This window comes from Anabaena cylindrica UHCC 0172 (assembly GCF_034931625.1).
In the GTDB taxonomy this organism is placed as follows: domain Bacteria; phylum Cyanobacteriota; class Cyanobacteriia; order Cyanobacteriales; family Nostocaceae; genus Anabaena; species Anabaena cylindrica_A.
In genome coordinates this window covers 104,622-128,443 of the sequence record NZ_JAYGGY010000001.1, presented here as the reverse complement: position 1 = coordinate 128,443, position 23,822 = coordinate 104,622, and the positions used below count along the sequence as shown (strand labels likewise).

Below are 23,822 nucleotides of genomic sequence, written 5' to 3'. Positions count from 1 at the left end.
AATATCACCATGTATCAATCCATTCAGTGCTATAATGACGAATGTAGGAAAGTGCGTTTTTGTGACCTGCTTCATCACCTATTTGCTTATAGATATCTGCGGCTGTTTGAAAGTCATCAATTCCACCCTGCTTATCTCCTAATTTATCACGGGCAACTCCTCGGTTGAAGTAAGCACTGGCAAAGTTAGGATTAATCTGTATAGCGTGAGTGTAATCATCAAGCGCACCTGGCTGATCTCCTAAATCATCACGGGCAACTCCTCGGTTGTGATAAGCATTAGCATAGTTAGGATCAATCTTGATAGCCTGAGTGTAATTATCAATTGCACCCTGCTTATCTCCTAATTTAGAACGGGCAACACCTCGATTGAAGTAAGCACTGGCAAAGTTAGGATCAATCTTGATAGCCTGAGTCAAATCTTCAATTGCACCCTGCTTATCTCCTAAATAATAACGGGCTTTTCCTCTGTAAAAATAAGCATCTTCATTATTTGGTCTCAGTTGCAATACTTGAGTATAATAACCAAAAGCATCTTGATAATCTTCTTTCTCAAGACACTCATTACCCAGGCGAATATATTCGTCAGCTTCAGAAGATGTCAAACTCTCTAAATAGCTGCGTAAACCCCCAAAATAAAGCAATTGATCTATTACCACCAAAGCTTTACTAGCAGCCGAGGTAATCATATTAGTTGGTAAAAATCCCGCCAAAATTAGATTATATTCAGCCTGAGCCTCGCTTACTTCCTCTTGAATTAAAATACAAACTAAAACAGCATTTTTTTCAATTTCTTCCTGGCTAATTGACCATTGAATTTTATCAACGTTGCCATTACGGGCTTTAACCTGAATACCAACTGATGAATCAGAAGTTAAGGTAAAATCAACTTTTCCATCACCACCAACGCGCTTTTCATAGTCAACTTCCGTGACAAAATCAGCTAAACGGGATTTGACAACTTCCTCACCCAGCTTCCCCTTCATGTTGTTGATAAAGTAATTTTTGGGGTCGGTTGGTTTATACTTTCTCACCATTTCCCAGCAAAAATCCCGTAATTGGTCTAACCTTTTACCAGAAATGACAGTTAATTCACTATGCTGGCCTTTTTCGTCACAACGGAGTAAGTTAGCAGATTTAAGTCTTTGAATAAAATCAGTCTGTTGTGCTTTGAGTGGTGTTGTCCAGTCCATATTGATAGAAGTTTGCTCTGATGTGACAAGGTATCTAATTTTAGTATTCCCTATCAAGAGGCAAAAATCTCAAATATCTACTGAATTTCACTATGTTCTTGGCTTGTAGTTGGGATTTAGGCTTATTTTTACGGTGGTTAGTTTATCAATTCTTCCTAGTATTAAGACATCGCTAAATTTGTATTTATCCTGATTGAAATAATCTTGTAACTTTCAATCTTCCTCTTTTTGTCGGGGATCTTCATATGGTGGATGCCAACCACCTTTTACCCAAAAACGACGTGCTTTTATAATAGAACCTTCATTATGCCGTTCATCATTGAGGTCTAAGCGATTGCAAGTAGCCCTTCCTGTAGGAGTAATACCGATAATTTTTAAACTGTCTAATGACCAAATAAAATGGTCTGACCATTTTTGTTTTCGAGGATTAAATATTGGGATTATTTCTTTAGTTTCCGGGTCAATACCAGTTGTAAAATTATAGCGGTATCCGTTACAACGTTGACAAGCTAAAGCTAAATTATCAGGGTCATCAGATGAACCAGAGATAGATTGGGGAATAATATGGTCAATAGCAAATAAAGCTGCACTTGCTTCTTCTAAAGAATGACAGTATTCACAAAGGAATTTAGCTCTTTCCCTGACTAATTTTCTCGTTGCATCATTAACTGTCATGACTCAGCAATTATCTTAGCATTCAGTAAAGTAAAAATCCTATCTAGTTCTAGTATTCCTGCTAATTCAGCTTCTTCTTTTGAAGTTAGCATTCCAGCTTTGTTATTCTCAGAAAGTTCTTCTAATCGAGATTGTAATTCTGAGCTAAATTTGAACAAATTTAAATTTCTAACTTTGCTGATTTCAATTCCAGACTCTACCCAGGATGAGGGTTGAATCATCACTTGAGTAATCATGGGCTTATTATTTGTTACTTTTGGGATGCTCCTATCATAACATATATTTAAATTATACCCTGAATAAATTTATTCCTACTCTGCGAGATTGCTAAAAGCCATTGCGTATTTATCGCGAAAATTTCATATTAAATATCCTCGATTTATACTGTAAATCAGGGATATTATTTTTATGAAAATTGATACTAAAAATATCGAAGTTACTTTAGTCAAAATTAGGATTTTCTATCTCCTTTTGTAAGGATTGTACTTATTCTCAAGATAATTTAGTAACTTCATAAATTTGCTCTAAACTCATACCAATTCGCATAATTTCACTTCTGAAAATCTTCCTAATTACATTTTTTGTAACACAAGACCTGCTAAAACTGCACTAATGACAAATATTGAGATTTTAATATATCAACCGTCAAGAATATTCAGGGTTTAGCAATGCTAAACCCCTACAAAATTAATTAACTAACAGCTAATGACTTTTTACTGTAATACTCAGTTTGAGTATAAATACTAATTACAGTATCACCAACTTCAAAAAATGTCCCTTCTTCTTCATGTTTAGAAAATTGCAAATGGGGATATTTGGCAGCTAGTTGATCCGCAGTCATTGCTGTAGCTGATATTTTATTAGGTAAAAGCCCCGTTGCACCAATATAAAACACTAAAGGTGAAATTTTCTCTTGGTAAATTTTATCAGCATAAGCTTCTAACTTGTTGTAAGCCGTCGTCATAGCCGCAATAAAATCTTCTCTGTCAACAGATTTACCTGCGTGTTTAGCATATAAAAATACAGCCAAACTATTATCACCCACTTGATTAAGAATTTCTGCTACTTTACCATTTACATCTATTCCCAGAAAATCATCGAAAATCGGTTTCATTAAATCATCAACTTTGGTAATTTTCATCCGTGCAGAAATGGCTTTAGGACGAAAAGAAATATTTTCATTTAACCCCATATCAAAACTAGGTTTAGGGAAAATCTCTCCAGTTACCTTGTCTACAGCTTCATATCTCCGCGCTAAAAATTGATTAGCAGAATATAACTTACTTAAATTGAGAATCTCGTGATTACCAAATTCAATTTTATAACTTAGATGAGAATCAATCGTGTTTGGATATTCCTGAGTAGTGGGGAAATTCAGATACAGGTTTTTGGATAAATAATGTTTTCTTAATTCCTCTAATTGATTGACAATAAATACATCTGACTCATGACGTAAATGAGCCGCAAGAATACTAGTCAAAACCTTTATTTCTGCAAGTTGAATAAATAAACCATCAATACTGCTGAAACTCACATTCACAGGAACTAAAGATAGATTATTTAAATCCAGAGTATATTCAGAATTGAAATCAAACTTATCCGCAAAAACTACATCTTTAGCTTTCAATAAATCAAATACTTTCTTATTGCTGATTTTGATATTTAATGCAGTTACGTTGAGTTTACCATCTTTAACAATGGTATAATTATTAAAGTTGTCCAAATCATTAGCCAACAAACCCGCAACCTCAATCATCGGCGTATTATCTTCAGCTTTTATCAGCTTAACTTTACGCTTCACCAACATATTAATAGTAGCCGTATTGCGATTCATGGCAAATACACCCATCTGCACAAAATCACCAGGATAGATATCTTCTGTTTGTAACCAAGGAGTGATTAAATCACCATTGATATCTCTCATACCTTTAACTCGCTTAATACTCGTTCTGTGGTAATCTTCCTTTAGCTTATTAATATTAACGAGGATATATTGACGATAATCAGACAAAATTTGAACAAGTTCCAACAGCGAAATTTTATGATTTAACTCCGACATAAAACCCCCTAAATTTTATCTGGTAAAAACTCTATTTTCCTCTCCGCGCCTCAGCATTTCTGCGTGAGAAAAATCTATCTTTCTACTATTATAGTATTTTTGTACTAAGATGTCAAATCTTTCCTAATGACGACTAAGATAAAAAACATCTCTACATTTCGCCGATGATTGTGCCAAAATGAACATAACTACTCTTTGGGCATCTGTAAGCATATAAATATATTTTTCATATTTGTACTCTTTAAAGAAGAGGCAGAGCCTCTAAGTTAGCATTCCCAGTCAGAGACTGGGAACGAGGGATGATGAATAACAAGCGGTTGCCAAAAATTCATCCAGGTGAAATCCTACAACTAGAATTCTTAGAACCGTTGAATATCACACCTTATAGATTAAGCAAAGATATAGGTGTATCTCAGACACGAATTAGCGAAATTTTATCTGGAAAGCGGAGTATTACAGCAGATATAGTTTTGCGTCTATCCCAATATTTTAGTAACACTGCCCAGTTTTGGTTAAATTTACAAACACAATATGATTTACGTCAAGCATTTGCAGAAAATTCAGAAGTTTAGAATCAAATTCCTAAGTTTCTCTCTGATGATGTAGCCTAAAATTCATACAAATCATGAGATGATTGCTCTATTCAGTTGTTTCACGTTTGCGTTTTTCGATTTCAGCAATGGGTAGTAATAATGTATCCTTAATTTCAATACTTATTTCATCTTTTATAACATTATTATTCAAACAGTGTACCAGAACTTGATTGCATAAAACATATTGTGATAATAAATCTATTTCATCTTCTGAAAATTGCCAATCATGAGCTAAGTTATGATTTTTAATAACATTATCTATTAGCTCTTGTCGCCAAAGACCTCGATCCATTTGTTGCCAAGATTTAAAAGCATAGCAGTCATTTTGAGGATCAGGTAGTTGAGTCCTAAGAATTTGTAATTTTTGGTGTAATTGTTCATTTCCTAGCTCTTGTGTTAAAAGCAGAGCCAGGGTAAGTGATAAAGACAAGTCGCCAAGAAGTTTAATATCATTATCATTATTCTTAGCTAGGGTGATAGAAAGCATAAGAGATAAAGCTAGATCAAGAGCCATTTCGTAAGCAGAAAAGAGAGAGAGATGAAGTGCCTCAAATAAATCATCAATTCTTGCCCAGACAAAAGCATTAGATAAAAATTTAAATAGAGGGGTGTTGTGAGTTTTAGTAAAGAAAATAGCAATCTCACGAAAAAGGGAGAGATCACCATGAAGATTAGGATCTAGCCTACAATAGAGTTCATTACCAGTCAGAGGAATAATGTTGCTAGTTCGTCCGACTAAATATATATAAAATGCTCTAACAGCATAAGGCTTGTATTGGGTTTTCCCAGTGTTAGATTTTTCTTTTAACCAGTGCAAAAATATTTGAAAATTGGTATTTCTTGCCAATAAAAAATCTATTGCTTGTTTCATCCCTAACAACAATTCATCAGCATTGGGTGACATTTCGGTAGCCATTAAAAAAACTTCACGCCAATGCTTTTTAGTGATGTAGTTAATCAGGGCTTGCAGTTCCTTAACTAAAGACTTCTGAACAGTGATAATCTCCCGTGCAACAAAATATTCATGGAAGGTGAGATGTGAAAATGACCAAACCTTCTGCGCTCGTTCAATCAATAAACCATGTTGCGTCTCAATCGCTTTTAAAACTACTCGACTATCTCGCCGTGTAATATCTAAAAACTCAGCAATATACCCCTCAATTTCCTCTTGGTCAAACAACACATATTTGTCTTGTTCAAACTTCTTTACTGCCAAATAACTCAAAAGTTTTTGTTTCTGTTCAGGCAACAAATCTTTATAAATTTCATCCCGCTCAATTTCTCGTGACTTGTCCCACTTTTCTAACAGCCACTCTAATCCTTCTTCATATAATGTTGAACGTTTTGAATAAAACTTATCTCGTTCATTAAATACTGCACAAGTTAAACCTAATAAAATTGGTGTAATCGCTAATTCTCGAATATTTTTATTTTCTTCTAAATAGAAATTTTTTAAAAATTCTTTTGTCTTTTTTTCTCCTTCTTGTTTATGAGAATTAACAGCATTAAAATAGTGTTCGGCAAATATGTTTATTTGTTGTTCATTAAAATCTGCAACTTCTATAAAATCAAAACGAAGTGATTTCCAGTTAAAATCATCCTCTATTCTGTTTGTGCGAGAAGTCACTATTAATTGATTGTGTGGGTAATTACGAGCAAATTGTTTAATTTTTTTAGATATCTCCCGTCCATGTGTTCCTGATACTTCATCTAAACCATCTAATAAAATTAAGGCTTTACCATGATTTAAAATTAATTCTGTCTCAGTTTTATTAAGTTCCCAATATTGAGTCAAATAAGGTTTTAAATTATATTCAAATTCACAACCATCATCCACAAATTCCCGGATTTTAATTAATACTGGAACTCGATGCGGTTGCAAATTACCTTGATTGCATTCAGTGACAATACGCTGTAGATAAGTTGTTTTGCCTGAACCTGGTTTTCCCAACACCATCAAATTGGTATTTTTATCCAGCACTTCTAACCCAGATACTCGCTGTTGCTGATTTCCTATACCAATTCGGTCAAAACTACGATAACTACCAATTCGGTCAACACTACGATAACTGGAATATATCTGAATACCATCTGTAAAATATTGCCACAGATCATCTGCGTCCAATCTGCGATCGCTACTTATTGCTTCTACGATATTAACATCCACAAACAACTCACCCAAATCTACCGAATGGCTAACACCCAAAAGTGGCATTTTCCCGTGTGAAGTTTGGATGTAGTCGTAAAAATGCGATCGCACTTTCTGCACCAAGTCATCAACCGGATTTGTTACCGTTAGTTGGACTTTTTTTTTAAAATTGGCGTATATTCTTCTGGGATTCCTTGCAGGGCGATCGCATCACAGCCACCGTTATAAGCATCTTCATAAGAATAACCAGCCCCTAGTTCATCATAAAAACCAACTGCAAATTTAATAGCTGCATCGTCTCCAATGCTACTATTCATCCCCACTACATAATCAATATGTTTAACTATCTCATCTGCTTGAATTTCCGAGTAGCAAGCGTTGAGAACAACACATTCAAGTCCTCGGCTGGCAAATCGTTTGAATAAATTTGCTAAAGCCTCAGTTGAAACAAGTTGTGCTTCTCCTAAATCATTTTCTAAAACTAATCCATCTTCACCAGAACCATGTCCAGAAAAGTGAACAATCTGGGGATTAAAATCCAACATGGCACGACGTAAATCATCAGGACGAACAGCCCCACGTTGCTGCAAAGTAAATTTTTCTCTATGCTGCGACCTTCGCAAACCCTCCTCAATTTCTCGCACCTCTTTATCTAAGCGCAATCTCGCTTCATTGGTGGGGCTGGAGGCTAACACTAAAATGGTTTTGCGTGAACTACTTTGAGGATTTTCCCTTTGTGCCAAGTTCTGAAACTCCTCTTTAGGAATAGAGTGAATAATTTCTCGAATATCTGCGGCATTAGAACCCTGAATTACAGCACGAGCAACTTCTCGAATCGCTTGTGCATCAAGTCCTTGGTAAGTGCGATCGCCAAAATGAATATCTTGTCCCTGTCCAATATTAACGTTGTACTTACCTACTTGCAGATTTTGAATACCACTTTTATTTAACCACTGACGCAAAGCTTCAACATTGGCATCGCTTTGATTTCCTTTAAGGATACGTTGAATAATATCATTAAGATTACTGGTATCTGTCATTGATTTCAAAATCTTTTAGTTCTATTTTAGACAAAAATTGCGATGAACTCCTAAGTTTTTCTTAATGGTCATTTTGATTATGATTCAAGCAGTAAATTTGTATTTAACTTTGGCTCTTCGGTACTTACTATGCTAAATTAACTCATAAAATTTTAAAATCCTTGCCATATAAGGATTGTAGGTTAATCCATCGGTTGATTAAACATAAATTTGCATCAAAAACAACAAAGCCCTTTATTTATAAAGATTTTGGGGTAAATAAACTCATATTTGGCATAACAAGTAATGAAGAGCCTTAACTTTTATACTGTAACTGCGCGTTCAAAGGCTTCTGGAAGGCGATAGCGTTCGCGGAGCGTCCCGGAGGGAACTAGCGCTGCTGCAAGCAGTTCGCCTAACTGTTTTAGCCTCTAGTACAGGTTGGCGTAAGTAAACCCACCATTAAAGTTGGTGAAAAGTCTGTAATCTGAAACCCTTGAGAAAGGTAGGCGTATTTATGCCGAGAGGTACTAGTAACTCAGAAACTATTATTTGACTTTTTTCTTGACCAAACCAATCATTGTTTGTTAATTTACATCCGACTGTTAGAGTATTTTCTGTTGTACTTAAATTATTATTTGAAATAGCTATATTGTTTGTAGAACGATTACAAACAAGTTGTGTAATAGGTGCAAACATCAAAGTACTAAATAAAAAGTAAACTATAAACTGACTCAAAAGTAGTCCCATACCTAGAAATACTTTTGGTCGAATATGAAAAGTAAGTTTAGTTGATGTTTGGTCGGAAATTTTTAGAGGATTAGCTAGAATAAAATAACCTCCTGTTCCTAAATTAATTAGCAACAGAATAGCTCTTAATAAAAAATTCATTTTCTCTGTAGCTCCAAAACCGCTTTAGCAGATAGAAATATTACTCGTTTACCAATTAGATAATAAACCAAGAAAGAATAACCTCAACTAGTCTTCTGTGGCTAGCGCCATCGAATATACCAGCATTAATCTACTCTCTACCTCTCAACATGATAATGCTTGGTAATTGGTTCTCCAGAGTGCAATTGCTCTACTGTGTCCCAATCTATATTTTCTTGGTCTTCTACTATTCGGCGATACTCATCGGCTAGTTGTTCTAAAGCGATCGCTATTGCGTGTTCTTTTGTTTGACCATAGTATTGAGAAATAGTACTAATTTACTATGTAAACATCAAGTTAAGATTAAGAAGACTTTACACTTCTTAATTCTTAGGGAACATGGCGCGAGATTTACGGGGATTTATCAAAATTCTAGAAGAAAGAGGACAATTGAAGCGAATTTCGGCTTTAGTTGACTCAGATATGGAAATTGCGGAGATTTCCAACCGAATGCTGCAAAAAGGTGGGCCAGGATTAATCTTTGAAAATGTCAAAGGTGCATCTTTCCCCGTTGCGGTGAATTTAATGGGGACTGTGGAAAGGATATGCTGGGCGATGAATATGGAAAAACCAGAGGAGTTGGAAACTCTGGGGAAGAAGCTGAGTATGCTTCAGCAACCCAAACCACCTAAAAAGATTTCCCAAGCGATAGATTTTGGTAAAGTGCTGTTTGACGTGGTGAAAGCCAAACCAGGAAGGGACTTTTTTCCTGCTTGTCAACAGGTGGTAATTCAAGGGAATGAATTAGACTTAAATAAGTTACCTTTAATACGTCCTTATCCGGGAGATGCCGGCAAGATTATTACTTTAGGATTGGTAATTACTAAAGATTGTGAGACGGGAACGCCAAATGTAGGTGTGTATCGTTTACAACTTCAATCTCATAATACCATGACCGTACACTGGCTATCGGTGCGGGGGGGTGCGAGACATTTACGCAAAGCGGCAGAACGTGGTAAAAAATTAGAAGTGGCGATCGCACTCGGTGTCGATCCTTTAATCATTATGGCAGCTGCCACACCCATTCCTGTAGACTTATCAGAATGGTTATTTGCAGGGCTTTATGGCGGTTCTGGAGTACAATTAGCCAAGTGCAAAACCGTAGATTTAGAAGTTCCCGCAGATTCAGAATTTGTCTTAGAAGGGACAATTACACCAGGGGAAGTTTTACCAGATGGACCCTTTGGTGATCATATGGGTTATTACGGTGGTGTGGAAGATTCACCATTGGTGCGGTTTAATTGTATGACTCACCGCAAAGATCCTATTTATCTGACCACATTTAGCGGTCGTCCACCCAAAGAAGAAGCCATGATGGCGATCGCACTTAACCGCATCTATACCCCCATTTTACGGCAACAAGTATCAGAAATAGTCGATTTCTTCCTACCAATGGAAGCATTGAGTTACAAAGCCGCGATTATTTCCATAGATAAAGCTTATCCTGGACAAGCACGACGGGCAGCATTAGCCTTTTGGAGTGCCTTACCGCAATTTACCTACACCAAATTTGTGATTGTTGTTGATAAAGATATCAACATTCGTGATCCGCGTCAAGTAGTCTGGGCAATTAGTTCTAAAGTTGACCCAGTACGAGATGTATTCATATTACCAAATACCCCCTTTGACACCTTAGATTTTGCTAGTGAAAAACTCGGTTTGGGTGGGAGAATGGGTATAGATGCAACTACAAAAATTCCCCCAGAAATAGAACATGAATGGGGTGAACCATTAGAATCAGATGCTGATGTAGCGGCAATGGTAGAAAGACGTTGGCAAGAATATGGTTTAGGAGATTTAAAACTAGGAGAAGTTGATCCTAATTTGTTTGGTTATGATATGCGTTAAAGTGTTAAGCTATAACTGGTAAAAACATCTCAAAACTTCAGCTTGGCTGATAGTATTAGTCAAGCTATTTGTTTTTAACCGTAGCTTAACTCAATCTATAAAATTCGCTTTCTCAACAACTCCGTGAAAATTATAGTTCTATTATCTGCCATAACCTTCGCTGCTATATCTGGATTATTTTTTGGAACAATGGAAACCGCTGCTGCTCTAAGTTGGAATTGGAATTATTCTAGTACTGGTGTAACTGCCAGTGGTATTTTCATTACCAATAATACCCCTGACAATTTTGGTTTTTACTTAATTACTGGAATTACTGGTACAAGAAATGGTGAAAAAATTACTGGTCTGCAACCTGCTGGGACTCCAATACCAAGAAATGAACCTTTTGATGTTGACAATTTAATCAGTCTTAATAATCAGCAGTTAACGGGTAATGGTTTTGGATATTCTACTGCCACTGGCAGCCATTCTAGTTCATTTTTTGCTAGTTTTTTACCGACACCCACTTATTTAGAGGTTTTCTCTGCACCATCAATTGGCAAACATTTAAAAGATGTAGGTTCAGAAGATAGTGAGTTACCCATTAGTTTTTCAGCAACCATAATCAATATTCCTGAATAGACCTCCATCCTGAGCTGATTCATCCCCGACACGGAAACATCAAAAATCATCCAAATAATCAAAGGTAAGGGGAAAGAAAAAAACTTTACCCTTTAACCTTTAGTCTACACTCTTTTTTGTATCATCTTTACATCCCAAGTATAGAAACCAATTTGGTTAGGAACCCGAGAAAATCTTCCTGTACGATGTCCTCTAGACAATTCATTCAGTACCTTATTTTTTACCTCTCTGATTTCCTGATCATCAAGTTCTCCATAAATACCATTGACAATTTCATTCACACTAAAAACTCTTCCTCGATGTTGGTCTAAAAAAGAAGTGAGAGCATCAATTAAAAATTGGCCTTGAAATTCTCTGAGCATCGGGACTTCTTTTGTGTGCTGTGGAACAAAAGGCTTCTTCTTTTTATTCCTCGCACCAGCAGACGAGCCATTGTGATGAACCGGAGCTAATAGACTTAACACCAGAGTATAACAACCAGGTTCATTGGGAATAGCCGACCAGTAACCCCGTTCTCTACCTTGGGTGAGAGAAGACTGGACTCGACCTTTGACAATTTTGAAGATAGTTGACTCTAAATCACCATAAAGCGATCGCACAATAAAATCTATATGGCATACAGTACCAGCATATTCATGCAATAGCTTTTTCAGAGCTTCCATCCGAGTCAGAGCTTGATATTGGGGTAGCATGGGAATTTCTGCCCCCTTCGCCAAATGATCATAGCTCTCGGAAGATGTATTGATCAGATGGGAATCTTCTGTATCTGTATCTGTAGCAGCAGCACTAGACTCATTTGTCTCCCATGTATCTGAGAGAGAAAGTTCTGACTCTAGAGACTCCAACAAGTCTAAATCAGACTTATCATCAGATGATAGAAAAAACAGAGAACCTTGTTCATCAGCGCTTTCTAGTTGCGAGAACGGTTCATCATCAGGGTAAGACCAGTTGGATAATAAAGCTTCCGTGTGATCCAACTGCGATCGCGCTTCTATAAATAGCCGTTGGTACTCTTGGGCAAGACTAGCATAGTAGTCTCGTAATTCCAACAATGGTCTGATAAATACTTCTGAAGGAGGTTGTAATTGTTCTTTTGGATTCATATTACTTCAATTAACCTAAATCAATATCGCTTTTGTAAGTCATTGCATGAGGCTTCACTTTTCTAGCTTCTTGTGATGATTTTTTAGGAGGTTGAGGAGGACGACAGGATTCACAATACAAAGGTCTAGTCCCAAAAGTTTCCCGTTTTGTAGCTTGATTACACTCTTTACAGACAAAATTAAAAACACGAGTGTGAATCTGTCTTTGATGCGCTCTGACAGTATATTCTCTAACATCAATGATTTTGGTAGCCATAATTAAGAGTCGCTAATTCCAGTAATCTTAATATAGCTATTCAAGCAAAAGAAACTACATCAGTGTATGTTTTAGTGTAAGTTTTATTCAAATCCTTAAAATTAAGCCAAGTATAGGATACAAATTTGAATTGTCAAGAATAAACAGCGAAGCAATCTCCTCCCTTGTGATTGTTCCGCTGTACTAAGCTTTTTTGACAATGACCTTTCATATTGAATTTAAGTCTTTCTAGTTGTTCATCTCTACCTACTGATAATCTGGATAACTTTGAAGATTTAGTCATCCTCCTCATGGATGAAATTGAAGAATGAAGTTTTTCATCCTTTGTAATTTATATTTAACTTCCAAAATAGAAACGTCAAATGTCCCACCACCAAGGTCAAACACTAAGATAGTTTCATTCTGTTTCTTATCCAATCCATAGGCCAAGGCTGCTGCTGTGGGTAATTTCTTCATATTTGCGCCCAATGAAGCGTTTAACAGAATAAAATGTGTTTTATGGGTTCATTACCGCTTGTCGTCTAGCAATTTGACCAACCATTTGCCATATCTTCCCCTTGGACTTCAGTAGAAGTTTACTTTTTGAAAGCATTCAGCTATCTCTCGTTCCTAATCTCCGACTGGGAATGTTATCACAGAAGCTCTACCTCTGCTATACGGAAAACGGCTAAAACCTGGACTTTTTTATAATACAAAGAATAACTTCAAAGCCTCTCCTCGTTGCAGCTACGGTGTACTCTTCAAGAAGCCGCTTCGCATCTATGGAGAGGGGTTCTATATTTGGTTAAACTATGAACCGTTTGCGGTATATCACTAAAGGCAAAGCCTTCTCGAATTCATTCCCATACAGAGGAATGAATTCGAGAAAATTAGAAATTAGTTACAAATCAACCGAGATTAACTTTGAAAGCTTTTTGCTTTTCTGGTTCTGCTTTAGGCAAATTTAACCGTAGAATACCATCTTTATATTCAGCCTGTACTTGTTCATGTTGGACAAGGGAAGGCAATGGTATGACCCGTTGGAATTTGCCATAACGGAATTCAGAACGAGTGTAACCTTCTCTTTCTGTTATAGTTTCTGATTTTCTTTCCCCATTAATAGAAACAGCTTCAGGAGTTACTTCCACATTTACATCCTTCGCTTCCAGACCAGGTAATTCTAGTCTCAATTTAAAAGCATCATCAGTTTCTTCAAGTTCAGCGGAAGGAATAAAAGTGATTCCTCCTCTTTCACCCCCATCAGTTGGTATAATTCTTTCAAACAAACGATTCATACGACGTTGTAAAGTATCCATTTCGCGGAGTGGCTCCCAGCGATCAAGTTCACGGAATCGTTCTAAGCGTTCAATTTCTCGGAGTGGGTCCCAATGAATTAGTGCCATATCTATCTCCTAAACAATTCTCTATTTGGTTTGTGGAGGCTTAATTTCAAGCTTTACAGATGGCAAACAACAGTAATATTTCTTAGCGCTTTCTTTGCCTGAAGCTTAATCTTTAGCTTCCTGAATAAACAATAACACTAGGAGCTAAATTCAGTGGGTTCGGTTTTATAGATATTAAGAATCGCAATAGCCGTACCTGCGCGTTTTTTGATAATTCGTTACAATTTCATGCCAGAATAATTATAAATATCTCTACCTTTATCTCAGCGATAGATTATTAAGTACCTTAAAAATCATAGCGAAAATGTCAGAATTCAGAATCTATCTGAGATGTAATCACAGATTGTATATACAATATTTTTACTCTAACTGTTGAGATATACTTTTAAGTAAGACTTTTTGATTCGAGCTAATAAAAAAGTGATTACCATCAATCATTTGTAATAAAAAAGGAGCAGTAGTTTGTTCATGCCACGCTTCTAACTCATAATCAGTAAACTCTGGATCTTGCAAACCACCAAAAACACTAATAGGAAAATCAAAAGGTGGTTGATGTTTGTAAATGTAGGTATCTAAAACAGTAAAATCAGCCCTGAGAATCGGCAGAAAGATTTCGATTATATCTGGATTTGCGACGATATCATCAGGAGTACCATTAAAATTAAGAATTTCTTGCCAAAACTCTGCATCTGGTAAGTTAGAAATTGGTTTTTTTGTCGGAGGAACTTGTGGAGCATTACGAGCAGAGATAAATAAATGCGATGGAGTTAAACCATAATCTGAACGCAGTAACCGAGTTAATTCAAAGCTGACGAGTCCACCCATACTGTGACCAAAAAAAGCAAAGGGTTTATCTAGATAGGGAATGAGATTTTGGGCTATTTCCCTCACCAAAGGTTGCATTTCTGTGTAGGGAGGTAAGTTCATTTGTCGTCCCCTTCCAGGAAGTTCGAGAGGACACACTTCAATAGTTGGAGGTAAATCATCAGCCCAGGTACGAAATACCATTGCGCTACCTCCTGCATAGGGTAAGCAGAATAAACGTAATTTAGCTTGGGGGTTGGGTTGGGGACAAGTTACCCACGAGTTGAAGGTAGTTTTGGTTGTCATAATGGTTTTTTTTAAATCACCAGGTATTTTTCAAAAATTGGGATACTCCCGATCTAATATATGATGAGATGTATCGCAGGTTAAAAAATTAAGTAAAAATCCTTCATGCGTCGGGACTCTATTTTTTACAAACTGTTTCAACAATCTCCCTCTTTACTATTTGAATTCTTGACAAATCCTCCGCAAAATGCAGATGCTTATAGATTTGATTCGGTAGCTGTTAAAGAACCCAAATTTGAAATTGATGGGGTATTTCTCCCACCAGAAAATGAAGGTGCGGGAGTTGTCTATTTCTGTGAAGTGCAATTCCAGAAAGATGAACAGCTTTACGAAAGAGTATTTGCGGAATCTTCACTTTATTTCTACCGCAACCGTGCTAGATTCAGTGACTGGCAAGCTGTGATTATTTACCCATCTCGCAGCATTGAACAAAGCGATATTCATCCTCATCGAACGCTACTGAATGGAAACCAATTTCATCGAGTGTATTTAGATGAATTGGGGGATATCCGTCAATTACCTTTATGGGTAGCATTGATGGTACTCACCACAGTAGAAGAAGAACAAGCACCAGAAACAGCAAGGTATTTGTTAACCAGAACCAATCAAGAAGTATCATCACCAGCAAGTCGCGTCATAATAGAAATGATTACGACGATTATGGTGTACAAGTTTGAACAATTAAGCCGTATGGAGGTAGAGTCTATGTTAGGGATAACACTAAAAGAAACGAGAGTTTACCGAGAAATCAAGGAAGAAGGACGAGAAGAAGGACGAAAAGAAGTACAAGAAGTGATGGCTAATGCAATTTCCCGACAATTGACTAAGCGGTTTGGGAAATTGTCTGAGGAAATGCACTCCTCAATTTCTGGTTTATCTTTACCTGTTTTAGAAAATTTGAGTGAGGCGTTGTTAGATTTTAGCAGTTTAACGGATTTGTCATCTTGGCTAGAAGCGCAAATCAATTAATCATCAAGGTGAATTTTTACAATACCAGTGTTCATCATTTAAATTGGTGTGAGGAGTATTTAATGACTGTTTATATTATTCGTACCAAGACAATATCGGTAGCACGTTCTTTCAAACTAGCATCGAGAAAATTCACCAATGAAAGCCGTACCTCACAAGTTGCAGAAGTTGTAAATTTTTGGCAACAAGACCCTGTATACCAAGAAATTACCAGTTATTTAGAAGATACAGACAAAATTACTAAATATTCAACTGGTGCAAATATTACAGGCTCAAAAGTTGTTGATATACGAAATTGACCAAGTACGTCAAGATTTCCCTACTTCTATGATACATTGGTATTGATAACTTTTATATATAAAGAGATAAACAAGATGAAAGTATCTAAGCTAGAGCTAACTAACATAAGAGGTTATGAAAATGCACAAATTGAGTTTTCTCCAGGAATAAACATAATAGTAGGAGAGAATAATAGTGGTAAAACAACAATATTAAGAACTTTGCTTTTTCTACAAGATAAAAATTCAATCACTTCTGACGATATTAGAAAAGATAAAAAAAAGGGAAAAATAAACTTATTTTTTAACGGTGATACTAACCAATATTTTGATAGTTATATTAATCAACTAATAACAGATAATAATAATCAACTTGAAATCGAATTTGAAGATAATTTTTACAAAAAAATATTAATCAACGGAGAAAAATATGAACATTTAAGTATTTCAAATAATACATCTTTAATAAAAGATACAGAAGAGCAAAACTTCATATATCCATTTCTTTCTAAGAGAAAGGTAACAAAATACAATGAAGAGGTAGGTGAGTATTATGCAAATAAAGTTTTAGGAAATTTTTCTAATTTATATGCCAAAGTAGATAGGATTAGTGGAGATGGATTACTTGAAAAAGATGAGTTTGTGAGGGTTTGCGAAAAAATTCTAGGATTCAGAATAAGTTCTTCAACTGCTAACTATAGCGGGAAAAAAGCGACATACGTTATCAATAGCTCTCAAAATATTTCATTAGAAATAATGGGTGAAGGAGTAGCAAATATAGTAGGGTTAATTCTCGATCTTTGTGTGGCTAAAGACAAGTTATTTATCATGGAAGAGCCAGAAAATGACATTCATCCAAAAGCGTTAAAAAAATTATTAGATTTTATTATTGAAAAATCACATAACAATCAGTTTCTCATTACAACACATTCAAACATTGTTCTAAAATATCTCGGTTCTGCTCGAAAAAGTAAAATTTTTCATGTAAAAATGGAAATTCCTGATCATAAGATTCCTACTTCGTCAATTAGTGAAATTGATGACTCACCAAAAGCTAGAAGAGAAATCTTAGAAGATTTGGGTTATGAACTTTTTGATTTTGATATTTGGGATACATGGTTAATTCTTGAAGAATCCTCAGCAGAAACTGTAATTAAAGATTTTCTAATTCCTAATTTTGTACCAAAACTTAAAGGAAGGATAAAAACTTGCTCTAGTACAGGTGTAGATAAAGTCTCAGCAAGAGTTGAAGCTTTATACAGTTTGTGTCTTTTTCTTCATTTACAAGATGATTCATTTAAAGATAAAATTTGGGTATTAATTGATGAAGGTGAAAAAGAGCAAAAAATAATCGAAAAGTTAAGAAATAAATACAAATCATGGAAGGAAGATCATTTTCATCAATTAAAGGAACATGAATTCGAGAAGTATTATCCTGAAGAATTTCAAGAAGAAGTAGATAAATTAAAAATAATGGATGGACAAGAAAAAAGGAAACAAAAAGAAGTGTTACTTGAAAAGGTAAAACAATGGTGGATAAAAAATCCAGAGCTTGCTAAGGAGGGTTTTCGCAAATCTGCCCATGAGGTAATCGAATTTCTGATAAACATACAAAAATCATTATCTGAATATTAGATATATCATCAATATATTTTGCAAATGTATAATCTGTGTCTAAATTAAAATCACTAGAATTATTTACAGGTGCTAGAGGTTTAGCAATAGGATGTACTCGCGCTGGCTTCCATCATCAAGCACTTGTAGAACGAGATAAACATAGTTGTCATACCATTCAGGAAAATCAGCAGCGAGGAATGCAACTTGTGAGTGACTGGTGTATTCATCAAATGGATGTGGCAGATTTTGACTACTCTAATATCAGAGGAGAAAAGGAACTATTGCAGGCGGTTTAATTGGTCGTTTAAGAGAACATAGAAATTCTATTCGTCAAGTTAACAATCTTGATATTGCTGATTTTCAGTTTACAGTAGTAGCAATGGCTGTAGATTTAGTTGCTTGGGGTGAGTCTGTGCTGATTCGGCATTTTCAGCCTGTTTGGTGCAGTATTATTTCTGGTTTTGGCATTCATGCACCCGGTAAAGGAAGAGGTTTACAAATGCGATCTTTATGGGATGAAATACACTCAGGCAGATCCTTTGCCACAGCCTTACCTCCTAATCCCATCACTATACTAAAAACGGGTTAAAAGTGTCATTCTGAACGAAGTGTTCGCGTAGCGTGCCGTAGGCTCTAGAATCTCCGAGATACTTCCCTGCACTACGTTACGGTCAGTATGACATAAGTCCAAGTTTGACCCGTTTGCAGTATATCTCTAATCTACAGCCACAGGTCAATCAACATTGTCAAAATCTGTGTGTGCATTTAGGATGTTCGTATCTAGGTGAAGGAAGATAAAAAATTGCTATCTTACAAGTCTACAAGGTGATACCATTATATCGAAAGGCATTATCCCAAACATAATCAATCACTGCTTTAGCATCATCCAAAGGTAAAACTTCACACTCTCCCTGGTGATTATAGGTGAGTAAAGGGATTTCTGGTGGATTGTCTGTTGTTTCGCTATTTTGAATTACTTGGCCACGAATATTTTCTAGATTATTCAGCGGTCCTTGAATATCAAAGTTAATCTTTGTGCCTAGTTTATTCTCCATCCAAGTTTCAATGCGAGAATCTAATTCTTGAGGATTTAATGGTGTGGGGCTGGTAAGTAAGTGATAGTATGCTAAAATAATTTCTTTACATTCTTCTTCTTCCGCTAATTCAATAAACATTTGAAAAACACTGGCATTGTTTGCTAAATTCTGGAAAAATAGCGTATCAGTTACAGTTTTTTGGAATTTAATTGTTTTATTTTTATAGCTATTGTATTGCTTAAAGGCAAATCCGCCTAAGGTTATTGCTAATGATAAAGTTGCCACTAAAACAGGCATAAAATCTTTGACTTGATCCAAATTTACATTTAATGATTCCACAAGAAAAGGAACATTTAGGACTAGCAAAATTGCAGCAGCTAGTAATAATAAATTCGGTAATGTTTTTAATATCAAAGGAATTGCTGCCCCAATAGCCGGAATTCCAAATAGTAAGCGATCTTTCCAGGTCATACTCGTTTTCACATTGGGAAAGAGTAAGTCAACATCTAGTTTGGGAATATTTTTGTAGAAGTAAACATACATTTTACCAGGAATGAATTTCAAATCTTGAATTTTGACTTTCTTGGCAAGAAAATAAGCTGGTTCTTTGAATTTAACTAATAAAACGATTCTTTCTAAAATATCAATGTTTTTTTCTTCTTGCCAAAAGAAGAACTTTTTTACAGTTATCTTTTTATAAATATCTCCTCGATAATAAGAGATAAAGCGGTCAAAATCATCAAAATCAACTTCAGTTTTTAAATCAATTAAAGATTTAGTTAGCAGTGCTTTTTTGATGATTGATTCAGGCAAAAGAATATAATTCGCTCTTTCGACAATATGCTCAAAGGCATTAACTACATTCAACTCCATTTCATCATATTGATCGAATGTCGGTGGAGTTATGGGTTGAATATCTGCATTGGGATTAAAAGGTACATAGTTATCTTTGATAATTTCTAAGGTTTTGTGGAAGCGAAAGTGATAGTATGCAGTCAGGATTTGGCAGAAATCTGTAAATTTTTGGGCATCAGCTTGATTTAGCTGACCATCTTGCAAGCAAAGTTTGATAATATCGCTGCGAGTGTAGGGAATGAACGCTTCTTGATTTTCGTATACACTCATGTTCAAAGATGAATTTAAATCTAACTAATGGGTTTGCCAAACCCTAAAAACGGCAATTATTAGATATTATATCTTTAATTGACAACTAAATTTTAGTTTAGACAAAATTACTATGCAAACAATTGAGAAAAAGTCAAACCAAAAAACTTGGTCAAAAGCCATATCTCAACCTGCAAACGAATTTCCTCCCACGCAATTACCTGTTCTCGCGGGTAAAATACCTAATCGTTTACGAGGTACACTTTACCGCAATGGTGCAGGGCGACTAGAACGAGGTAATATACCTGTCGGACATTGGTTTGATGGAGATGGGGCAATTCTGGCTGTCCATTTTACTGATGCTGGTGCGACTGGGGTTTATCGCTATGTGCAGACTGCTGGTTATCAAGAAGAAACTGCTGCGGGTAAATTTCTGTATGGTAATTATGGCATGACTGCACCGGGGGCTATTTGGAATCAATGGCAAAAACCAGTCAAACACTCTGCGAATACTTCTGTTTTGGCGTTACCTGATAAACTGCTGGCATTGTGGGAAGGCGATAATCCTTATGCGTTAGATTTGCAGACTTTAGAAACCCAAGGATTAGATAATTTAGCCGGGTTGGAGAAAAAGCAACCTTATTCAGCACATCCTAAAGTTGATTATGCAACGGGGGAAATTTTTAATTTTGGGATGAGTCCTGGGACTAATGCCATACTGCATATTTACAAAAGTGACTTAACTGGAAAGGTTTTTAAAAAGGCAAAATTTACCTTGGAAGGTTTTCCCGTCATACATGATTTTGTGTTAGCAGGACAATATTTAGTATTTTTTGCGTCTGCGGTGCGGTTAAATATTTGGCCTGTTCTTTTTGGAACTAGTAGTTATAGTGATTCTTTAACCTGGCAACCGGAAAAGGGAAATCAGATTGTAGTTATTGATAGAGAAACTTTGTCTGTGGTGAGTCGGGGAGAAACAGAACCTTGGTTCCAATGGCATTTTGGTAATGGTTATGTTGATGATAGCGGGATGGTAATTGTAGATTTTGCTAAATATGCAGATTTTCAAACTAATGAATTTTTACGGGAAGTAGCCACAGGTAAAACTCAAACAGTTGCTAAAACTACCTTGACGCAGGTACGACTTAATCCCCAAACTGGCAAAGTGAGGGGAATTGAAACTCTCTTGGATAGAAATTGTGAATTTCCTTCTGTTCCTGCTAAAAATGTCAGTAAATTTTCTCCCTGTAGCTATATGTCTATTTTTCGGGAAGGAACAGAAGCAGGAGAAATTTTAAATAATATTGCTCGTTTTGACTATCAAACCGCAACTTTCACAGAAGCATATTTAGGTGAAAATCGTTATCCTTCTGAACCTATTCATGTTCAAGATCCTCAAAACCCTGACCAAGGTTGGATTTTAACAGTGGTTTATGATGGTAATACAAATAATAGTGAAGTTTGGGTATTTGCGAGCCAAGGCTTGAATGATGAACCAGTTTGCAAATTAGGGCTACCTAGTGTGATTCCTCACAGTTTCCACGGTACTTGGAAACCTGGTTAAAATAATTCATAATTCGTAATAATTTGATAAAATGCTTCGATGTTAAAACTAAAACACCCCCAGAAGACAAAATTAGGGTGGTCTTTGGACGAGCGAGATCCAAAGTTCATCGAAAATCTCATGCCTATATTAGGCGTTTTATATAACTACTATTTTCGAGTCCAAACCAGTGGTTGGGAAAATGTCCCAGAGGGAAAAGTCCTTGTTGTTGGTTCCCACAATGGAGGACTGGCTTCCCCTGATACATCCATGATGTTGTATGACTGGGTACGTCGGTTTGGGGCGGAAAAACCACTTTACGGTTTAATGCATCCTAAGGTCTGGGAAGTTGTTCCTCCTATTGCAGAAATGGCTATGAAAGCTGGAGCTATTATGGCTCACCCCAAAATGGCTTATGCGGCTTTGCATTCTGGAGCTAATGTGTTGGTTTATCCCGGTGGTCCAGAAGATGTATTTCGACCTCATCAAATGCGGGACAAAATTTATTTTGCTGAACGTCGGGGGTTTATCAAACTGGCTTTGCGGGAGAATGTGCCAATTGTCCCGGCTATTTCCTGGGGTTCTCATGACACTCTGATTGTGTTGGCTGATGTGTATGAAGTTATGCAGCAATTGCACAAATGGGGGATGCCTTGGCTGTTTGGGGTTGATCCTTTGGTTTTTCCCGTTTACCTGGGATTACCTTGGGGTTTAGCGATTGGTCCGCTGCCAAATATACCTTTGCCAGTGCCTATGTACACAAGAATTTGCCCACCAATTGTATTTGAACGTTATGGCAAGGAAGCTGCGAGCGATCGCTCTTATGTTAATGAATGCTATGAGTTAGTGAAAAGTCAAATGCAACAGGAGTTAGATAATCTAATTCGTAATTCGTAACGATACTGTAGCCAAAAAGAGAGCCTTGATAATTTTTGGCTACAGTACTATATATTAATTTATAATCTTTGACCCGCGCGATCGCTCCCCAGATATGCTTATGGTTTTGAAATTAAGTGGGTAGATGTGAAATAACCAAAATGTGTAAAGAAAAGTAAATAGGGCTGAAACCCTTTTTCCCCCTGCATCCTGCTCCCTGCCTTGCCTCAACGACTATTTTGAACACCAACCTAATTACTGGATTATTGCTGTTGGCTTAACCAGACTTCTAAATCCCTAACTGTGGGAAAATCTAACAATTCTTCCCCTAGTGCTTCTAACTGTTGAGTAGATAATCTTTGAACTTGCTCAACTAGAGATAAATTTATGTTTCCCAATCGTCGATTTAACAGACGCAGAATTAGCTGTTGTTCTCCTTGTTGTAGTCCTTGCTGTAATCCTTCTTGTCTGGCTTGTTCTCTGTCTTGTTGATATAGTGGCGCTAATCTCATCACTAACTCCCTATCCTCTGCTTCCGTATTTTGATTAATTCGCAAGTTTTGTTGCAGGTTATAAAGTAATTCTAGCGTTACTTTTTGAAATGGATGATTGCTTGGTAGTGCTGCTACTTCATCTATCGCTTGTCTCTGTACTCTACCGCGTCCTAGTATTCTTAACCACAATGTGTCTAGAGTAGGTGGTAACTGATGAATTGCTACTATGGCTGTAGCAAAATGCTTGGGTAAAAAGTACACTCCTGTTCCCCAGTCTAATTTCTGCTGTCCACCAAACCCGGAAATTATATTTTTTGATGTGGTGGGTGTCAGTATCCACAGTTGGGGAATATCTGAGTCTAGTATTTTTATTTTGTTGCGTTTTGCCTCTCTCTGCATTGCGCTTTTCACTTCTAATAATTTTAAGATACAATCACTAATTTCTTCTACTGAGGCTGGGTTGCGGAATGGTTCAAATATGGCTGCTGTTTTGGCCATTATTCCTAATATTCCCAATCTGGCTAAATCACCTGTTTGGGTAGGAATGGGTGAAAATAATACATCTATTTCTTTAACTTCGGCTGCTACTCTACTCGGTGCTTTCACCTGTCCAAACGGTTTTAATAGTTCTTCTAAATAGTCTTTAGAAAATTCATCATGGATAAATCTTGTCATTCCTTTGGCTTTGGCAAGGATATTTTCTCTGATTTTACCAAGGCGATCGCACTAACAAGGCAGAAGGCAAGAGTATAGCCTCTGGTAGGGTGCGTCAGACTTGATAATTTGGCACAATAGATTTTCTACATCTGACGCACCTTCATAATATGTTGTTCTCACAGCCGACAATAACCAATTATCCTTGATTCATGTTGATTCATGTTGATTCATATCATATCCAGTTTGTATAGTGCGTAAGTCCTATGATCTTCTGCCTCCTCCTTCCGGCTGACACTCAATTACCTCTGTA

23 protein-coding genes and 1 pseudogene are annotated in these 23,822 nt (G+C 36.4%); 10 read left to right on the top strand and 14 right to left on the bottom strand.

The features are described from left to right. Positions 1 to 4: 4 nt before the first annotated feature. The 4 genes from VB713_RS00585 to VB713_RS00570 all read right to left on the bottom strand — a co-directional run bounded on the left by VB713_RS00585 (position 5) and on the right by VB713_RS00570 (position 3,926). Positions 5 to 1,192: a tetratricopeptide repeat protein gene (locus tag VB713_RS00585; RefSeq protein ID WP_323309641.1), complete on the bottom strand. Its 1,188-nt coding sequence runs from the start codon at positions 1,190 to 1,192 to the stop codon at positions 5 to 7. 213 nt (positions 1,193 to 1,405) lie between these two features. Next, positions 1,406 to 1,867: an HNH endonuclease gene (locus VB713_RS00580; protein ID WP_323309640.1), complete on the bottom strand. Its 462-nt coding sequence runs from the start codon at positions 1,865 to 1,867 to the stop codon at positions 1,406 to 1,408. Continuing rightward, complete coding sequence (locus VB713_RS00575; RefSeq protein ID WP_323309639.1) at positions 1,864 to 2,103, bottom strand: hypothetical protein; 240 nt, start codon at positions 2,101 to 2,103, stop codon at positions 1,864 to 1,866. The genes VB713_RS00580 and VB713_RS00575 overlap by 4 nt, the downstream gene beginning before the upstream one ends. Positions 2,104 to 2,558: 455 nt before the next feature. Then, entirely contained in the window at positions 2,559 to 3,926 is a 1,368-nt protein-coding gene (locus tag VB713_RS00570) for a hypothetical protein (protein ID WP_323309638.1), read from the bottom strand. A 299-nt stretch (positions 3,927 to 4,225) separates the two neighbouring features. On the opposite strand from VB713_RS00570, the gene VB713_RS00565 reads away from it, so the two are divergent. After that, complete coding sequence (locus VB713_RS00565; protein ID WP_416242395.1) at positions 4,226 to 4,498, top strand: HigA family addiction module antitoxin; 273 nt, start codon at positions 4,226 to 4,228, stop codon at positions 4,496 to 4,498. A gap of 67 nt (positions 4,499 to 4,565) precedes the next feature. On the opposite strand, the gene VB713_RS00560 is transcribed toward VB713_RS00565, so the two are convergent. From VB713_RS00560 to VB713_RS00550, 3 genes are all read right to left on the bottom strand, one after another. After that, positions 4,566 to 6,788: an NACHT domain-containing protein gene (locus tag VB713_RS00560; RefSeq protein WP_323309682.1), complete on the bottom strand. Its 2,223-nt coding sequence runs from the start codon at positions 6,786 to 6,788 to the stop codon at positions 4,566 to 4,568. Between the two features lie 26 nt (positions 6,789 to 6,814). Beyond that, positions 6,815 to 7,708 carry a CHAT domain-containing protein gene (locus VB713_RS00555; protein WP_323309637.1) on the bottom strand — a complete coding sequence of 298 codons (894 nt, stop codon included), beginning with the start codon at positions 7,706 to 7,708 and terminating at the stop codon, positions 6,815 to 6,817. Positions 7,709 to 8,149: 441 nt separating this feature from the next. Further along, a complete protein-coding gene (locus VB713_RS00550) occupies positions 8,150 to 8,578 on the bottom strand; it encodes a hypothetical protein (RefSeq protein WP_323309636.1) in 429 nt (142 codons plus the stop codon). 378 nt (positions 8,579 to 8,956) lie between these two features. On the opposite strand from VB713_RS00550, the gene VB713_RS00545 reads away from it, so the two are divergent. Together VB713_RS00545 and VB713_RS00540 are read left to right on the top strand one after the other, a co-directional pair. Further along, entirely contained in the window at positions 8,957 to 10,465 is a 1,509-nt protein-coding gene (locus tag VB713_RS00545; RefSeq protein ID WP_323309635.1) for a UbiD family decarboxylase, read from the top strand. Between the two features lie 123 nt (positions 10,466 to 10,588). Continuing rightward, the gene (locus VB713_RS00540) at positions 10,589 to 11,086 is read left to right on the top strand and encodes a PEP-CTERM sorting domain-containing protein (RefSeq protein WP_323309634.1); all 498 of its coding nucleotides are present in this window, start codon (positions 10,589 to 10,591) and stop codon (positions 11,084 to 11,086) included. 104 nt (positions 11,087 to 11,190) lie between these two features. On the opposite strand, the gene VB713_RS00535 is transcribed toward VB713_RS00540, so the two are convergent. From VB713_RS00535 to VB713_RS00515, 5 genes and pseudogenes are all read right to left on the bottom strand, one after another. Further along, entirely contained in the window at positions 11,191 to 12,189 is a 999-nt protein-coding gene (locus tag VB713_RS00535; RefSeq protein WP_323309633.1) for a hypothetical protein, read from the bottom strand. A 10-nt stretch (positions 12,190 to 12,199) separates the two neighbouring features. Further along, positions 12,200 to 12,445 carry a hypothetical protein gene (locus tag VB713_RS00530; protein WP_323309632.1) on the bottom strand — a complete coding sequence of 82 codons (246 nt, stop codon included), beginning with the start codon at positions 12,443 to 12,445 and terminating at the stop codon, positions 12,200 to 12,202. A gap of 339 nt (positions 12,446 to 12,784) precedes the next feature. After that, positions 12,785 to 12,989 (bottom strand): annotated as a pseudogene (locus VB713_RS00525) (Hsp70 family protein); the annotation flags it as partial. A gap of 343 nt (positions 12,990 to 13,332) precedes the next feature. Next, a complete protein-coding gene (locus VB713_RS00520) occupies positions 13,333 to 13,827 on the bottom strand; it encodes an Hsp20/alpha crystallin family protein (protein ID WP_323309631.1) in 495 nt (164 codons plus the stop codon). A 360-nt stretch (positions 13,828 to 14,187) separates the two neighbouring features. Beyond that, positions 14,188 to 14,937 (bottom strand): thioesterase II family protein, encoded by a 750-nt coding sequence (locus VB713_RS00515; RefSeq protein ID WP_323309630.1) that lies wholly within the window; start codon positions 14,935 to 14,937, stop codon positions 14,188 to 14,190. Positions 14,938 to 15,042: 105 nt separating this feature from the next. On the opposite strand from VB713_RS00515, the gene VB713_RS00510 reads away from it, so the two are divergent. The 5 genes from VB713_RS00510 to VB713_RS00490 all read left to right on the top strand — a co-directional run bounded on the left by VB713_RS00510 (position 15,043) and on the right by VB713_RS00490 (position 18,390). After that, positions 15,043 to 15,906 carry an Rpn family recombination-promoting nuclease/putative transposase gene (locus VB713_RS00510; RefSeq protein ID WP_323309629.1) on the top strand — a complete coding sequence of 288 codons (864 nt, stop codon included), beginning with the start codon at positions 15,043 to 15,045 and terminating at the stop codon, positions 15,904 to 15,906. Between the two features lie 62 nt (positions 15,907 to 15,968). Beyond that, positions 15,969 to 16,205: a hypothetical protein gene (locus VB713_RS00505; protein WP_323309628.1), complete on the top strand. Its 237-nt coding sequence runs from the start codon at positions 15,969 to 15,971 to the stop codon at positions 16,203 to 16,205. 75 nt (positions 16,206 to 16,280) lie between these two features. Beyond that, on the top strand, positions 16,281 to 17,819 hold the full coding sequence (locus VB713_RS00500; protein WP_323309627.1) for an ATP-dependent nuclease: 1,539 nt from the start codon (positions 16,281 to 16,283) through the stop codon (positions 17,817 to 17,819). 35 nt (positions 17,820 to 17,854) lie between these two features. Continuing rightward, on the top strand, positions 17,855 to 18,097 hold the full coding sequence (locus tag VB713_RS00495) for a hypothetical protein (RefSeq protein WP_323309626.1): 243 nt from the start codon (positions 17,855 to 17,857) through the stop codon (positions 18,095 to 18,097). Further along, positions 18,082 to 18,390, top strand: a complete 309-nt coding sequence (locus VB713_RS00490) for an Eco29kI family restriction endonuclease (protein WP_323309681.1) — start codon at positions 18,082 to 18,084, stop codon at positions 18,388 to 18,390. Before VB713_RS00495 ends, VB713_RS00490 begins: the two co-directional genes overlap by 16 nt. Positions 18,391 to 18,619: 229 nt before the next feature. Here VB713_RS00490 and VB713_RS00485 read toward each other — a convergent pair whose 3' ends face one another. Next, positions 18,620 to 19,963, bottom strand: coding sequence for a TMEM143 family protein (locus tag VB713_RS00485; RefSeq protein WP_323309625.1), 1,344 nt, complete (start codon positions 19,961 to 19,963; stop codon positions 18,620 to 18,622). A gap of 112 nt (positions 19,964 to 20,075) precedes the next feature. On the opposite strand from VB713_RS00485, the gene VB713_RS00480 reads away from it, so the two are divergent. Continuing rightward, positions 20,076 to 21,506: a carotenoid oxygenase family protein gene (locus tag VB713_RS00480; RefSeq protein ID WP_323309624.1), complete on the top strand. Its 1,431-nt coding sequence runs from the start codon at positions 20,076 to 20,078 to the stop codon at positions 21,504 to 21,506. A 39-nt stretch (positions 21,507 to 21,545) separates the two neighbouring features. Then, the gene (locus VB713_RS00475; protein WP_323309623.1) at positions 21,546 to 22,382 is read left to right on the top strand and encodes a lysophospholipid acyltransferase family protein; all 837 of its coding nucleotides are present in this window, start codon (positions 21,546 to 21,548) and stop codon (positions 22,380 to 22,382) included. 242 nt (positions 22,383 to 22,624) lie between these two features. Here the strand turns inward: VB713_RS00475 and VB713_RS00470 are convergent, their stop codons facing one another. After that, complete coding sequence (locus VB713_RS00470) at positions 22,625 to 23,530, bottom strand: DUF4351 domain-containing protein (protein ID WP_323309622.1); 906 nt, start codon at positions 23,528 to 23,530, stop codon at positions 22,625 to 22,627. Between the last annotated feature and the right edge of the window lie 292 nt (positions 23,531 to 23,822).